The organism is Flintibacter muris, assembly GCF_943192995.1.
Taxonomy (GTDB): Bacteria; Bacillota; Clostridia; order Oscillospirales; family Oscillospiraceae; genus Lawsonibacter; species Lawsonibacter muris.
On sequence record NZ_CALPCP010000006.1, the window covers coordinates 26810 to 40116 of the forward strand.

At 58.5% G+C, this 13307-nt stretch carries 11 protein-coding genes; 6 read left to right on the plus strand and 5 right to left on the minus strand.

The annotated features are described in order from the left end of the window. Window positions 1-259 precede the first annotated feature (259 nt). Together NFS22_RS07290 and NFS22_RS07295 are read right to left on the minus strand one after the other, a co-directional pair. Window positions 260-1495 (minus strand): AGE family epimerase/isomerase, encoded by a 1236-nt coding sequence (locus tag NFS22_RS07290; protein WP_251317051.1) that lies wholly within the window; start codon window positions 1493-1495, stop codon window positions 260-262. Window positions 1496-1514: 19 nt separating this feature from the next. Beyond that, complete coding sequence (locus NFS22_RS07295) at window positions 1515-2627, minus strand: D-alanyl-D-alanine carboxypeptidase family protein (protein ID WP_251317052.1); 1113 nt, start codon at window positions 2625-2627, stop codon at window positions 1515-1517. 595 nt (window positions 2628-3222) lie between these two features. Here NFS22_RS07295 and NFS22_RS07300 point away from each other — a divergent pair. Then, a complete protein-coding gene (locus NFS22_RS07300) occupies window positions 3223-3651 on the plus strand; it encodes an RrF2 family transcriptional regulator (RefSeq protein WP_251317172.1) in 429 nt (142 codons plus the stop codon). A 67-nt stretch (window positions 3652-3718) separates the two neighbouring features. On the opposite strand, the gene NFS22_RS07305 is transcribed toward NFS22_RS07300, so the two are convergent. The 3 genes from NFS22_RS07305 to NFS22_RS07315 all read right to left on the minus strand — a co-directional run bounded on the left by NFS22_RS07305 (window position 3719) and on the right by NFS22_RS07315 (window position 8136). Next, window positions 3719-6373, minus strand: coding sequence for a leucine-rich repeat protein (locus NFS22_RS07305; RefSeq protein ID WP_251317053.1), 2655 nt, complete (start codon window positions 6371-6373; stop codon window positions 3719-3721). A gap of 220 nt (window positions 6374-6593) precedes the next feature. Beyond that, a complete protein-coding gene (locus NFS22_RS07310) occupies window positions 6594-6839 on the minus strand; it encodes a ferredoxin (protein ID WP_251317054.1) in 246 nt (81 codons plus the stop codon). Beyond that, complete coding sequence (locus tag NFS22_RS07315; RefSeq protein WP_251317055.1) at window positions 6832-8136, minus strand: serpin family protein; 1305 nt, start codon at window positions 8134-8136, stop codon at window positions 6832-6834. The genes NFS22_RS07310 and NFS22_RS07315 overlap by 8 nt, the downstream gene beginning before the upstream one ends. 211 nt (window positions 8137-8347) lie before the next feature. On the opposite strand from NFS22_RS07315, the gene NFS22_RS07320 reads away from it, so the two are divergent. The 5 genes from NFS22_RS07320 (at window position 8348) to tuf (ending at window position 13277) form a co-directional block, all read left to right on the plus strand. Then, complete coding sequence (locus tag NFS22_RS07320; RefSeq protein ID WP_251317056.1) at window positions 8348-8590, plus strand: ribosomal L7Ae/L30e/S12e/Gadd45 family protein; 243 nt, start codon at window positions 8348-8350, stop codon at window positions 8588-8590. Window positions 8591-8793: 203 nt separating this feature from the next. Further along, entirely contained in the window at window positions 8794-9216 is a 423-nt protein-coding gene (rpsL, locus tag NFS22_RS07325; RefSeq protein ID WP_251317057.1) for a 30S ribosomal protein S12, read from the plus strand. A 161-nt stretch (window positions 9217-9377) separates the two neighbouring features. Next, window positions 9378-9848 carry a 30S ribosomal protein S7 gene (gene rpsG, locus NFS22_RS07330; protein ID WP_120396256.1) on the plus strand — a complete coding sequence of 157 codons (471 nt, stop codon included), beginning with the start codon at window positions 9378-9380 and terminating at the stop codon, window positions 9846-9848. A 15-nt stretch (window positions 9849-9863) separates the two neighbouring features. Continuing rightward, on the plus strand, window positions 9864-11969 hold the full coding sequence (fusA, locus tag NFS22_RS07335) for an elongation factor G (RefSeq protein ID WP_251317058.1): 2106 nt from the start codon (window positions 9864-9866) through the stop codon (window positions 11967-11969). Between the two features lie 105 nt (window positions 11970-12074). Beyond that, window positions 12075-13277 carry an elongation factor Tu gene (gene tuf / locus NFS22_RS07340; protein ID WP_251317059.1) on the plus strand — a complete coding sequence of 401 codons (1203 nt, stop codon included), beginning with the start codon at window positions 12075-12077 and terminating at the stop codon, window positions 13275-13277. Window positions 13278-13307 lie beyond the last annotated feature (30 nt).

Genomic DNA, 13307 nt, shown 5'->3' on the forward strand with positions numbered 1-13307 from the left:
GTTCCAATCTTCCGGGAGGCTAAGAACCTGTATTCACAGACGGCGTTCAACGCCTGTGAATACAGGTTATTAGTATCTGCGAAAGCATGTCCTTTCCTTTCGGTGTTGGAACATGAAAAAACGCCGCAGACTTTTTTCAAAATCTGCGATGTTCGCCAGGGCGCAGAAACGGGTGGTGTCTTGCCGACAACGCCCGTTTTCTACTGCCCTTAGAACATTGATTTTACTGGGTTTTCCCATGTTTTTATGGCAACGCCCTTTATGCCAGGGGATTTTTTGCAGCTGCGGCGGCAATGGAAATTTCCGGGGGAAGGTAAGGGATCAGGGTGGATTGAAAGGCGTGGTACAGGTCGGATTTCCCCGGCCAGACGGTGCCGATTACCTGGTTGTTCCGGTCCAGCTGGTGGAACCAGGAGCCGGTTTTATGGTCCAGCACTGTTTTGTCCAGATAGGACATGAACTGGGCGTAATCTTGGGCGTACCGCTCCTGTCCAGTAACCCGGTACAGTACGGAAGAGGTGTTAATAGCCTCGGCCAGGGTCCAGTGCATCCGGTCATGGACCACCGGTTTGCCGGTCCAATCCGTAGTGTAAACCAGGCCGGGCGCGCCGTCGGTGTTCCAGGCGTCGCCCACAGCGGTGGTGTAGAGCCGCTCCGCAGCGTTGATATAAGGGGCGGCCTTTTCACGATTGGCAAAGGAGGACAGCGCCCACTGGGTAATAAGACGGGCCCACTCGATACCGTGGCCGGGCGTTGCTCCGTAGGGCTTAAAGGGGTCGTCAGGGCGGTCCCGGTTCATCTCCGGCTGGGGGACCCAATCGCTGGTAAAGTGCTCCGGAATGCGCCAGCTGCTGTTTCGGGCCCAGTCCAGCACCCGGTTGATGATGCGGCCCGCCCGGACCCGGTATGTTTCCGCGCCGGCGGCGTCAGCCACAGCTAAGAAGGCCTCCACCGAGTGCATGTTGGCGTTAAGCCCCCGGTAGCTGTCCAGAAGGGTAAAGCCGGTGTCCCAGGTGTCCCGGGACAGGCCCTCTTCCTCATCCCAAAACCGCAGGTCGTAGAGGGCCAGGGCGTCGTTCAGCAGCTCTTTGGCCCCCTCCCGGCCTGCCAGCAGGGCGGAGGAGGCGGCCAGAATCACAAAGGCGTGGGCGTAGCACTGCTTGGAGGGCATAACGGACCCGTCAGCGTTGAGCCCGGCGTACCAGCCGCCGTGGTCCCTGTCTCGGAGTTCTCCCCGCAGGCCCTTCAATGCGGCGTCCGCCAGCCGGCCGCTGCCGCCGTCTCCCAGCATGTGGCCAATGCTGTACACATGGGCCATGCGGCTGGTGATCCAGGTCTCACGGCCCTTTTCAGGCCAGGGCGTGCCGTCATCCCCCAGGTAGTAGGAGCCGCCCCCCGGGGAGGGGAACTTCCGTCCAAAGTTTAAGAGATTTTCTCCCATTTCCTTTAAAAACTGCTTATTTTCTTCTGTATCCAGCAAATATTTTCGTTCCATGATAATGTCCCCCTTTTGTCTATGAAGCTGTGTTGCCGGTATGTTCAGCAAAGGCGGCCGCATCCGCCGGAACCATGCTGAACGACTGCGTGCCGACCTCAAACGCCCCCATCGCCTTTGATTTTTGGGCGGTGCTCCAGGCCGCGAGATCATTAAAGTGCCACCATTCGGAGGCCAGCGGTTCCATATCCGCCGCCACGAAAATATCCTGTAGGGTCTGGGCGCCGGCGGTCCAGAATTCGGCCCGTTTGACCGTTCCGTTTGCCAGGGCAGTTTTCCAGGCCCCGGAGGTGTAGGTCTTTGTGGGGCCGGTGAAGGTTCCCGACAGGTAGGACAGCTCATGCATAGGGGTGGGCATCCAGGTGGAGGTATCCTCCGGCAAGGCGGAACCATATCGCAGATTGGAGGAAAACTGGATCCCATCCGGGTTATCTGTGGCGATTTCGCTGTAGAAGTACTCGGTAAAGCTGGTCGGTACGGCTACCGCGTTTCCGTGGAATGAACGCTCCTCCCAGCTGTCCACCTGGGCCAGGCTGACGTCTACCGCCGAGCCCATCTGATGGCTGGACACCCCGGTGTTGATGTAGTACGAAATATTAAATCCGTTTTTCTGTATGGACAGCCTGGTATCCGGATTGGATCTTGCCAGCTGCTGGAGGGCATCCGCTACCGCCATCTGGATGTCGTGGGGGCGGAACCCCTCATAGAGGACGATGGATAACCCTCTCTCCCTGGCCAGCCGCTGGGCCTCCATAATCTTCTCTGCCATACGGTATTGGACTGGCATGATGAATTCTTCCCGTTCCAGCTTTCCGTTGTATACCTTTGACTGGTACAGCTGGTGGTTTGTGATTCCATCCAGTTCCATACCCAGGTTTTTCATCAGAGACCCTTCGGCGTTGCTGTTACGGTAAATCATAGAGGGGATCAGGTCCGGGAGATTGACCATGCTATCATCTTTGCTGACCCAGCCCTGTCCGCCATCCTGGAAGCGGGCCAGCACCCGGCTCCCGCTCTCCCGCAGGATGGTAAACGGCGTGCCGGCCGGCACAGTTTCAGTGGACCGGGCGTCAGAACCCGCTGAGGAATACACCCTTAAATTAACCAGTGCAATACCGTGGGTCCCCTCCACAGGCAGCTCAAACCCGCCGGTGTTTTCAACTGTAACAGCGGGTTCCGGCTCCGTTCCCGGCTCAGTGGAGGGGGGGAAGGGTATGTTGGGAATCGGATTGACTGAAGGCCGGTTTTGTACTGTTACATTAACAGCATTCTGCTGCGGGCCGGAAGGGGATGAGGGCTGCTGTGCCGCCCGCCTCTGGTATACACTGCCAATGACAAACGCGCTGACCAGGACGATTCCGATTGTACATATGATTTTTTGAAATAGGCTGGGCCGCCGTTTCCCTCGGTATCGGGCTCCCTGATATCGCGTGTGCCTGTATCTCACATAATCACTTCCTAATAATCTCCCCACTCCAGTTATATAGTCAACACACTTGAAAAACGCAAGTGCCGCCTATGAAATCCAAAGCGAGGCCGCTTCTGCGGCCTTCTGCGGCGAGAATTACCGCAGACCTCCGACGAATCATTTAGATTCTTTGAAGTACTTTGACTATAACACCAAGCGCGGCAATTAGCAACCTTATTTTTCCCTATGGATTGACAAATCGGACAGAACTATTCTATAATGTACTAAAATAGTTCGTTTTAAGGGGCGTGGTTTTTTGATGATGACACGGGAGATGGATTACAGCCTGCGCATCCTCCACGCTCTGTATGGGGAGGGCCAGCTGTCTGCTGCGGCCATCGCCGAGAAGGAGTGCATGTCCAAAGCTGTCACGCTGAAAATATTAAAGCAGCTCCACGCCGCCGGTCTGGTATCCAGCCGCCGGGGGCCAAGCGGGGGCTACGCGCTGGAAAAACCCTGTGAGGAGCTGTGTCTGAGCGACCTGTTTCAGGCGCTGGGGGAGTCCCTTCTAATAAACCGCTGCCAGCGGAGCGGGTACCGATGTGAAAACTACCCGGAGGGCGGCTGCGGCCTGTGCCGGGAGCTGTCCCGTATCCAGAAGGTGCTGGACGGGGAGCTGCGAAAAACTCCGCTGAGCGCAATGTTCCAAAAGCCTCCCTTTCACCGCAATGGGGACGGAGGTTTTTGACGGTATAAAAGGGGCCGGGCTTTTCGCCCGGCCCCTTTTATACCGCTTTTCGATTCCAGTGCCGCTGTCAGGGCATCCCTTCGATAAAATTTTTCAGCATCTGCGCAACCTGTGCGCGGGTGGCGTGTCCCTGGGGGCTCAGCTGGGCGATGTCCAGGCCGCTGACAATGTGATGTTCCACAGCCCACCGCACAGCCTCCTGGGCGTAGCCGCTGATCTGGTCCATGTCAGCAAAGCTGGACAGGGAACCGTCTGCGGAGGGCGATCCCATGTACCGCCAGAGCATTGTAATCAGCTGTTCACGGGTGATATTTTGCTCCGGGCTGCTTCCGTCGCTGATACCGTTGGCGGCCGCCCACTGTATACCCTTTTCATACCACGTGCCTCCGCCGGCGATGTCCGCGCCGTCCAAGCGGGCCAGCACCACCATCAGCATTCCCCGGGTCATGGGCTCCTCGGGGGCAAAGGAGAACACGGTAGTGCCGGAAAACAGCTCACGTGCGGCGACGAAGTTGATGGCCTCAGTTCCCCAATACTGGGAGGGTACGTCTATAAAGTTTTTGCTGTTGTCCACAATTTTCACTGTGGCTCCATTGGGCAGGGAGGCTGCCACGCCATGTTCTGTAGACACGGAGGTTTTAACAACCTCCTCGCTGCCATTCTTATGGACAATCACCGCCACAGTGCCGGAAGTGGGGGCGGCGGCGGGAATTTCCACCTTGACAGGCTCTCTGCTGTTTGTATTTACGGTGACGGCGGATACCTCCTGGAGCTCCGGGATGGGCAGGGAGAGGACCTCGACGCTGCGCTGGGCCGCGCTGACCAGCGAGGCAGGCAGGCTGACCTCAGCCTTTGACTGGCCGTCGGCGTCAATGTTGATGGTGGCGGTGGTGCCGTCCTTCTGCTTCACTTCAATCACACTGGAGCCGTCCGGTTTGACAAGGGTTTCGGTTATATTGCCGGTCCGGTCGGTTTCCCGGGTGGTTACGGTGCCGTCCTTTTTGGTCTCTACCACGGTCTGGGAGCCGTCCTGGTTCTTTGTGGTCTCTGTAACGGTTCCGGTGCGGTGGTCAGTTCTGGTTGTAGTGGTGGAGCCATCCGGGTTCCGGGTTATGGTGGTGGTATAGCTGCTGGAACTGCCCGAGCTGCTCCCTGTATTGGAGGATGAGCCGCCGGTGGCGGGAATTCGTTCTGTCTGAACGTCACCGCAGATGGTGCATGTCCGGTGCCTGCTGCCGCTCTGGGAAGCGGTTGGGTACACATCAATCATCCAGGAGCCATAGGTGTGCTCGTGTTCCGGAATATCAGGTGTGTCCGGCGTATCGGGGTTATCAGGTGTATCGGGGTTATCAGGGGTATCGGGCGTGTCAGGTGTGTCCGTTGGTGATGCGTTGTAGTATTTTGTTACGCTGGACAGAGTATTTGCGGTGTCTCCGACTTTTGAAATACTGTTCCACTGCTCCTCACTGCCGCCAAAGTAGATGGCGTTCAGAGCACAGTCTGAGAAGGCGGCGATTCCGATTGTCGTAACGCTGTCCGGGATCCAGACCTGCGTCAATCTGGAGCAGGAGGCGAAGGCCGAAGCGCCAATGCTGGCCGCACCCTCCGGAATGGTCAGGCTGGTAAGCAGCAGGCAGTTTTGAAACATACCATCGCCGACGCAATCTATTTGCTTTGGGAGGGTCACCTTGCTCAGCTCATAGCAGCGGGTAAACATATTATCGCCCATGGCCACTACCCCGGTGCCGGGCGTAAACCTTGCTTCTGTCATCTTGGCACAACCCATAAAGGCTCCGCTCCCCACTGAAGAGATGCTGGCAGGCAGAGTTATGGATGTAAGCGCGGTGCAGCCGCGAAAGGCGTTTTGCTCAATGCTTTCCACACCCTGGGAAATTGTGACCGAGATAAGCGCCGGACATTCACGCAAGGCGCTGTCACCAATGGATTTCACGCTGGCGGGAATGGACACGCTGAGGGCGCCGCTGCGGCGGAAGGCGTTGGCGGACACTGTGGTCACACCGTTTTCAATCACAATTTTTCCAATTCTGTCCGTGTAATTTCCCCAGGGGAGGGCGTTCATGTCAACCTCCGGCATAGCTCCGGAGCCGGAGATGGTAAGCGTACCGCCGTTTGTCACCACCCAGCGAAGCCCCCCAAAGGTTCCGGACGCGCCCTCAATCGGCTCGTCGGGATCTGCTCCGGGGTCATATCCCTCAGGATAGCGGGTGATGAAAAAATTGGCAGCCTCAACCTCTGACTTGGACAAGGTACGGCCCCAGTGGACAACGCCGGCTCCGCTATGCTCATGGTAATTTCCCTCAGCAACAATCACGCCGCTGTCTGTGGTCTGGAGTACAATTACGCTGTGGCTGTTGTTGTTGACCCGAAGGATATCTCCGGAGCGCACATCGGAAAGCTGAAACGTTCCGGCTATAAACGTCCTTGCGGGCAGACGGCCAAACGCCTTGTCGCTGAGCTCAAAAGCAAATGCGGCGCAGCCGTCTCCGCTGGTAACGCCTCCCGCCACAGGGCCGCCATGCCAGGTGTAGTGGTGGTTTGAGTTGTCCCATGGCTCCCCCTCTTCATAACCAGCCTGAGTTTTCAGGGCAATCAGGATTTGGTAAACTTCCTGCGGGGTGGGGACATTCTCCTCCCCGTGCGCCGCCGGAATAACCGGAATACACAGACACAGCGCCAGAGCTATGGAAAAAATTCGTTTCAATTTTGTGACCTCCTTGCAGATTTGTGTGATGCAGGAGGCTTTTGCCTGGCAGCCTCCCATTTGAGTTTCTGCTGTCTATTATACTACAGAAAATTCCAATGTTGAAGAGGAAAATTTCAGATTCACCCCATGTTTTTTGCCGCAAAAGCCGGATAAAACAGAAGTGACGCCGCTTGCGCGGCGTCACTTTCTCAGCTGCTGTCTACTGCGGAAAAATTGTTCAGCGCACCTCAATGGCGCTCACCGGGCAGCCGTCGGCGGCGGCCTGGACCTGATCGGCCAGATCGGGGCCCACCTCCGGGGAGAAGGCGGCGGCGGTACCGCCGTCAGTCATGAAAAACTCGTTGGGACAGACACTGGCGCACATGCCGCAGCCGATGCACTCGCCGTTGACATGGACCTGCATGGGGATCCCTCCTTTTATATTGGTCCCCACAGTATGCCCGGTTTGGCGCGGTTTATTCATAGGTCCCCAAAAACAGGGGCACGCCGGTTTGGAGGTCAATGATACCGTAGAGGAAGGGCCGGTCCAGAATGAGGGTAATGCCCGCCTCCGGCGGCGCGGCGCTGCCGCCGGAGGCGGCCACCACCGTGGCGGCGGCCGCCTCGGTGCCCTTCTCGTCGACCTCAATTTTTGTGGCGTGAATCACCTTTTCGAGGTAATATCCGGCGGAATTGTCCCCCATTTTGGAGAAATCGGCCATGCCGGGGGAGAAGGCGTCCTCCAGCCCCAGCAGGGGCAGGACCTCCTCCAGATTGCCCTTCCACTCCGCCATGAACTTGGGCATGGCGAAGCTCAGAAACAGGGCGTCCTCCCGGCATTGGATGAGCTCCGCCAGACTGTTTCCCTCCAAATCGTCCAGCCATTCGCCCAAATCAGGGGAATCCGGGTACAAATCGGGCAGAATTGCGAAGAAGGCCAGCCGCCCGTCGTCGTAGGGCAGCACCACCCCCTGGGCTCCCTTGTCCTGAATATAGGACAGCTCCGTGCTGTGCTTGGACAGGAACTCCATCCGGCTGTCGGGCCCGCCGGCGTGGTGGAAGTCCATCTCCCGGGTGGCCCGGGGGTCGAACCCCTGGAGCCATTTGTTCTTCAAATAGAGGGCATTCACCAGCAAAAGGGCGGTATTTTGCTCAAAAGGTTCGTCAATGATGCTGGGGATCATCTTGTTGGTGTGCTGGGACACCCAGCCGTTCAGGTCCTTAACGATGCCCGGCTCAGACAGCTGGGCGGAAAAGACCTGGGCGTCGTAGATGCCCCGGCACTGGCCGATGAACTCATCTTTGATCTGGCCCTCCGGGTCCACCCACAGGCTGTTGGCGATGGCGCATTTGGTGGAGCCGCCCAGCCCCTGATAGTCCGCCATCAGCTGGGCGCAGGCGGTGTTCAGTTCCACCAGGTCCACGCCTCCCCCCAGCACGTCCTGGAATTGGGCCAGGGTATTGCCGTCCGCCCCGTTGGCTGTCATGGACAGGGCCAGGGCCACAGACAGGGGGGAGACCAGAGTGGAGAAGGGGGTGTGGTCAATTTCACTGGCCATGGCCTTTTCCCCGTTGGCGGTCCGGGTCTGCTTTAGCAGGTCCAGCCCGAAATCGGACAGGGCGGCATAGACGGTCAGGGCGTCCAGGTTGTGGGCCATCATGTCGTCTTGGGTGAGCTTGATAGGGGTGGCGGTGAGCTCCCTGGTGTTGGACTGGGAGCAGCCGGACAGCATGGGCAGTCCCATCGCGCAAGCCAGGAGCAGGGACAGGATGCGTTTCATAAAAGGTCCTCCTTTATATATGGTTACCATTATAGACGAAAAACGGCCCCGCTGGTTGCACAAATTTGAAGGTTTTTTGAAAACTTTCCGTGGAAATGTCCTTGACGCAAGGACATTGAAATGGTATAATACGGTTTCGTGGCGGTAGGGGCTCTGCGCCTTTTTACCCGATGAAGTTCTCCTGAGCAAGGGGAAAGTGAGGGATGCCAAAATGATTCCGGAACTCAGCGGCGGCAACAAGGTTGTGGGGGCCAAGCAGGCCAAACGGGCTCTGCGGGACGGCCGGGCCGCCCGGCTGTACATGGCCGTGGACGCCGATCCCCGTCTGCTCCAGCCCCTGGTTCAGGAGGCGGTGAACCGTCAGGTACCCATCAGCCAGGTGCCCTCCATGAAGGAGCTGGGCATCTCCTGCGGCATTGCCGTGGGGGCAGCGGTGGCGGTGTTGCTGAAATAATGCCATGGTGCCTTTGTAGGGCGCGACGACCCCGGCGCGCCGTATGCACAGGTCCGATTTCAAACACGCGGCGGGCCGGGTTGTCGCGCCCCACGCCGTGTTTTCATTGGTTTTAACAAAAGAGGGATAAAAAATCCCAAATTTGTTAAAATATATATTACGCCTTGTCAGAGGCAGAAATCAGGAAAGGAGGAAACCCATTCATGCCTACTTTTAACCAGCTGGTGCGCAAGGGCCGCACGATGGCAGCCTACAAGTCCACCTCTCCCGCTCTTCAGCACGGTCTGAACACCCTGAAGAACAAGAGCACCGACCTGCCCTCTCCCCAGAAGAGAGGTGTCTGCACTGCCGTGCGTACTTCCACCCCCAAGAAGCCCAACTCGGCCCTTCGTAAGATCGCCCGTGTGAAGCTGACCAACGGGATGGAGGTCACCGCCTATATTCCCGGCGTGGGCCACAACCTTCAGGAGCACTCCGTGGTGATGATCCGCGGCGGCCGTGTCAAGGACCTGCCCGGCGTGCGTTACCACATCATCCGCGGCACTCTGGACACCCAGGGCGTCTCCGGACGGATGCAGGCCCGCTCCAAGTACGGCGCCAAGCGTCCCAAGGCCGGCAAGAAGTAATCCTTGCTGACCCACTGAACTTGCATTGTGCGTTTGCGCAAGGCAAACAAGCCTTGCCGGGCGTTTACCATATATAGGGTAAACCTCGGACAGGCATTACACGCCATGTTTGACATGACGAGTACCTATGATTTCTATTATATAAGAAGGAGGGAAGCAAAGTGCCCAGAAGAGGAAATGTACCCAAGCGGGAGATTTTACCCGACCCGCTTTACAACTCCGTCCTGGTTACCAAGCTCACCAACAGCATCATGCTGGATGGCAAGAAGGGCGTGGCTCAAAAGGTTGTCTATGGCGCCTTTGAGATCATCAAGGACAAGACTGGCAAGGAACCCATGGAGGTTTATACCCAGGCCCTTGAGAACATCATGCCTTCCCTGGAGGTCAAGGCCCGCCGTGTGGGCGGCGCCACCTATCAGGTGCCCATTGAGGTCCGGCCTGAGCGCCGGCAGACCCTGGGTCTGCGCTGGCTGACCACCTACGCCCGTAACCGGGGCGAGAAGACCATGAAAGAGCGGCTGGCCGGCGAGATCATGGACGCCGCCAATAACACCGGCTCCGCCGTGAAGAAGCGCGAGGACACCCACAAGATGGCTGAGTCCAACAAGGCGTTTGCTCACTACCGCTGGTGATAAAGGAGACTCACTATGCCTAGAAAAGTATCTCTGGAGAATACGCGCAACATCGGCATCATGGCCCATATCGACGCGGGCAAGACGACTACCACCGAGCGTATCCTCTACTACACCGGCGTCAACTACAAGATCGGCGAGACCCACGAGGGTACCGCCACCATGGACTGGATGGCCCAGGAGCAGGAGCGGGGCATTACCATCACCTCCGCCGCCACCACCTGCTACTGGACGGGCACCAAGACCCAGTTCCCCCAGACCCGGATCAACATCATTGACACCCCGGGCCATGTGGACTTCACCGTAGAGGTGGAGCGCTCCCTGCGTGTGCTGGACGGCTCTGTCACCGTCATGTGCGCCAAGGGCGGCGTGGAGCCCCAGTCTGAGACAGTCTGGCGCCAGGCTGACCACTACAAGGTCCCCCGTATGATCTACGTCAACAAAATGGACATCATGGGCGCCGATTTCTACCACGTGCTGGATATGATCCACGACCGGCTCAAGTGCAACGCTGTACCCATCCAACTGCCCATTGGCTCTGAGGAGACCTTTAAGGGGATCATCGACCTGGTGGAGATGAAGGCTGACATCTACTACGACGACCTGGGCAAGGACATGCGTGTGGAGGACATCCCCGCCGACATGATGGACAAGGCCCAGGAGTACCGCACCAAGCTGCTGGACGCAGTCTCCGACATTGACGAGGAGATCATGATGATGGTGCTGGAGGAGCAGCCTGTCCCCGAGGATATGATCCGCAAGGCCCTGCGCAAGGGCACCATTGAGAACCTGCTGGTCCCAGTGGTGTGCGGCACGTCCTACAAGAACAAGGGGGTCCAGAAGCTGCTGGACGCCATTGTGGACTATATGCCCTCCCCCCTGGACATCCCCGCCATCCAGGGCGTCAACCCCGACACCGACGAGGAGGACGAGCGTCCTGCCGACGACAACGCCCCCTTCTCCGCCTTGGCCTTTAAGATCGCCACCGACCCCTATGTGGGCCGCCTGTCCTTCGTCCGGGTGTACTCCGGTATGCTGAACACCGGCACCTCCGTGCTGAACAGCACCAAGAAGCAGAAGGAGCGCATTGGCCGCATTCTCCAGATGCACGCCAACCACCGGGAGGATATTGAAACCGTCTACTCCGGCGATATCGCCGCAGTCATCGGCCTGAAAAACTCCACCACCGGCGACACCCTCTGCGACGAGAAGCACCCCATCATTCTGGAGTCCATGGAGTTCCCCGAACCCGTGATCCGGGTGGCTATTGAGCCCAAGACCAAGGCCGGCCAGGAGAAGATGGGCATTGCCCTGATGAAGCTGGCTGAGGAGGACCCCACCTTTAAGACCTACACCGACGAGGAGACCGGCCAGACCATTATCGCCGGCATGGGCGAGCTCCATCTGGAGATCATCGTGGACCGTCTGCTCCGTGAGTACAAGGTGGAGGCCAACGTGGGCGCGCCCCAGGTAGCCTACAAGGAGACCATCACCAAGAGCACCGAGCAGGACACCAAGTACGCCCGCCAGTCGGGCGGCAAGGGCCAGTACGGCCATGTCAAGATCCGTGTGGAGCCCAACGAACCCGGCGCGGGCTATGTCTTCGAAAACGCCATTGTGGGCGGCGCCATCCCCAAGGAGTATATTCCAGCCGTGGATGCGGGCATCCAGGGTGCCATGCAGGCCGGCGTGCTGGCTGGCTACCCCGTGGTGGACGTGAAGGTCACCCTGTACGACGGCTCCTTCCATGAGGTGGACTCCTCTGAGATGGCCTTCAAGATTGCCGGCTCCATGGCCTTCAAGGAGGCCTGCCGCAAAGCCGGTCCTGTGCTGCTGGAGCCCCTGATGAAGGTGGACGTGATTGTCCCCGACGACTACCTGGGCAATGTGATCGGCGATCTGAACAGCCGCCGGGGACAGATCCAGGGTCAGGAGAACCGCACCGGCGCCACTCAGGTGGACTCTCTGGTGCCTCTGGCCAACATGTTTGGCTACGCCACCGACCTGCGGTCCTCTACCCAGGGCCGCGGCCAGTACTCCATGGAGCCCCACAGCTACGTGCAGATTCCCAAGAATATTGCTGAAAAGATCGTAGCCGAGCGCGGCCGCAATCAGGATTAAAAAATAGGGTTGCAATTATGGACGAAATAGGATAAAATATCCACAATACGTCCACAGCCCCGTTATCCCAAACCGCATAACTGAAATATAAGGAGGAAAATTCCAATGGCTAAGGCAAAATTCGAGCGCAACAAGCCCCATGTTAACATCGGCACCATCGGTCACGTTGACCACGGCAAGACCACTCTGACCGCCGCCATCACCAAGTATCTGGCTCTGAAGGGCCAGGCCCAGTATGAGGACTACTCCAGCATCGACAAGGCTCCCGAGGAGCGCGAGCGCGGCATCACCATCAACACCGCCCACGTGGAGTACGAGACCGACGCCCGGCACTATGCCCACGTGGACTGCCCGGGCCACGCCGACTATATCAAGAACATGATTACCGGTGCTGCTCAGATGGACGGCGCTATCCTGGTAATCGCCGCTACCGACGGCGTTATGGCTCAGACCAAGGAGCACGTGCTGCTGGCCCGTCAGGTAGGCGTGCCCGCCATCGTGGTCTTCCTGAACAAGTGCGACCAGATGGACGACCCCGACCTGCTGGAGCTGGTTGAGATGGAGGTCCGTGAGACCCTGTCCAACTACGAGTTCCCCGGCGACGACATCCCCATCATCAAGGGCTCCGCCCTGAACGCCCTGACCTGCGAGAGCGGCGACGTAAACGACGCCGACTTCGCCTGCATCAAGGAGCTGATGGACGCCGTTGACAGCTATATCCCCACTCCTCCCCGCGACGACTCCCTGCCCTTCCTCATGCCTGTTGAGGACGTGTTCACCATTTCCGGCCGCGGCACCGTGGCTACCGGTCGTGTGGAGCGCGGCCAGCTGAAGGCCGGCGAGACCGTTGACATCGTGGGCCTGCAGGAGGAGAAGAAGAGCACCGTCGTCACCTCCATGGAGATGTTCCGCAAGACGCTGGACTTCATTGAGGCTGGTGACAACGCCGGCTGCCTGCTGCGCGGTATCGCCAAGACCGACATCGAGCGCGGCCAGGTTCTTTGCAAGCCCGGCTCCATTCACCCCCACACCAAGTTCAAGGGCCAGGTTTACGTCCTGTCCAAGGACGAGGGCGGCCGTCACACCCCCTTCTTCAACAACTATCGTCCCCAGTTCTATTTCCGTACCACCGACGTGACCGGTATCATCACCCTGCCCGAGGGCACCGAGATGTGCATGCCCGGCGACAACGTGGACATGGACGTGGAGCTCATCACCCCCATTGCCATTGAGAACGGCCTGCGTTTCGCCATCCGTGAGGGCGGCCGCACCGTAGGTTCCGGCGTGGTTATCGGCATCAACGAGTAATTTCCGCCATTAAAAGGACGGGCTTCGGCC

Bases quoted from the DNA above. Each gene is read 5' to 3' on its own strand.
- NFS22_RS07290 (WP_251317051.1), bottom strand. From the start codon at position 1,495: ATGGAACGAAAATATTTGCTGGATACAGAAGAAAATAAGCAGTTTTTA.
- NFS22_RS07300 (WP_251317172.1), top strand. From the start codon at position 3,223: ATGATGACACGGGAGATGGATTACAGCCTGCGCATCCTCCACGCTCTG.
- NFS22_RS07310 (WP_251317054.1), bottom strand. From the start codon at position 6,839: ATGAATAAACCGCGCCAAACCGGGCATACTGTGGGGACCAATATAAAA.
- NFS22_RS07315 (WP_251317055.1), bottom strand. From the start codon at position 8,136: ATGAAACGCATCCTGTCCCTGCTCCTGGCTTGCGCGATGGGACTGCCC.
- NFS22_RS07320 (WP_251317056.1), top strand. From the start codon at position 8,348: ATGATTCCGGAACTCAGCGGCGGCAACAAGGTTGTGGGGGCCAAGCAG.
- rpsL (WP_251317057.1), top strand. From the start codon at position 8,794: ATGCCTACTTTTAACCAGCTGGTGCGCAAGGGCCGCACGATGGCAGCC.
- fusA (WP_251317058.1), top strand. From the start codon at position 9,864: ATGCCTAGAAAAGTATCTCTGGAGAATACGCGCAACATCGGCATCATG.
- tuf (WP_251317059.1), top strand. From the start codon at position 12,075: ATGGCTAAGGCAAAATTCGAGCGCAACAAGCCCCATGTTAACATCGGC.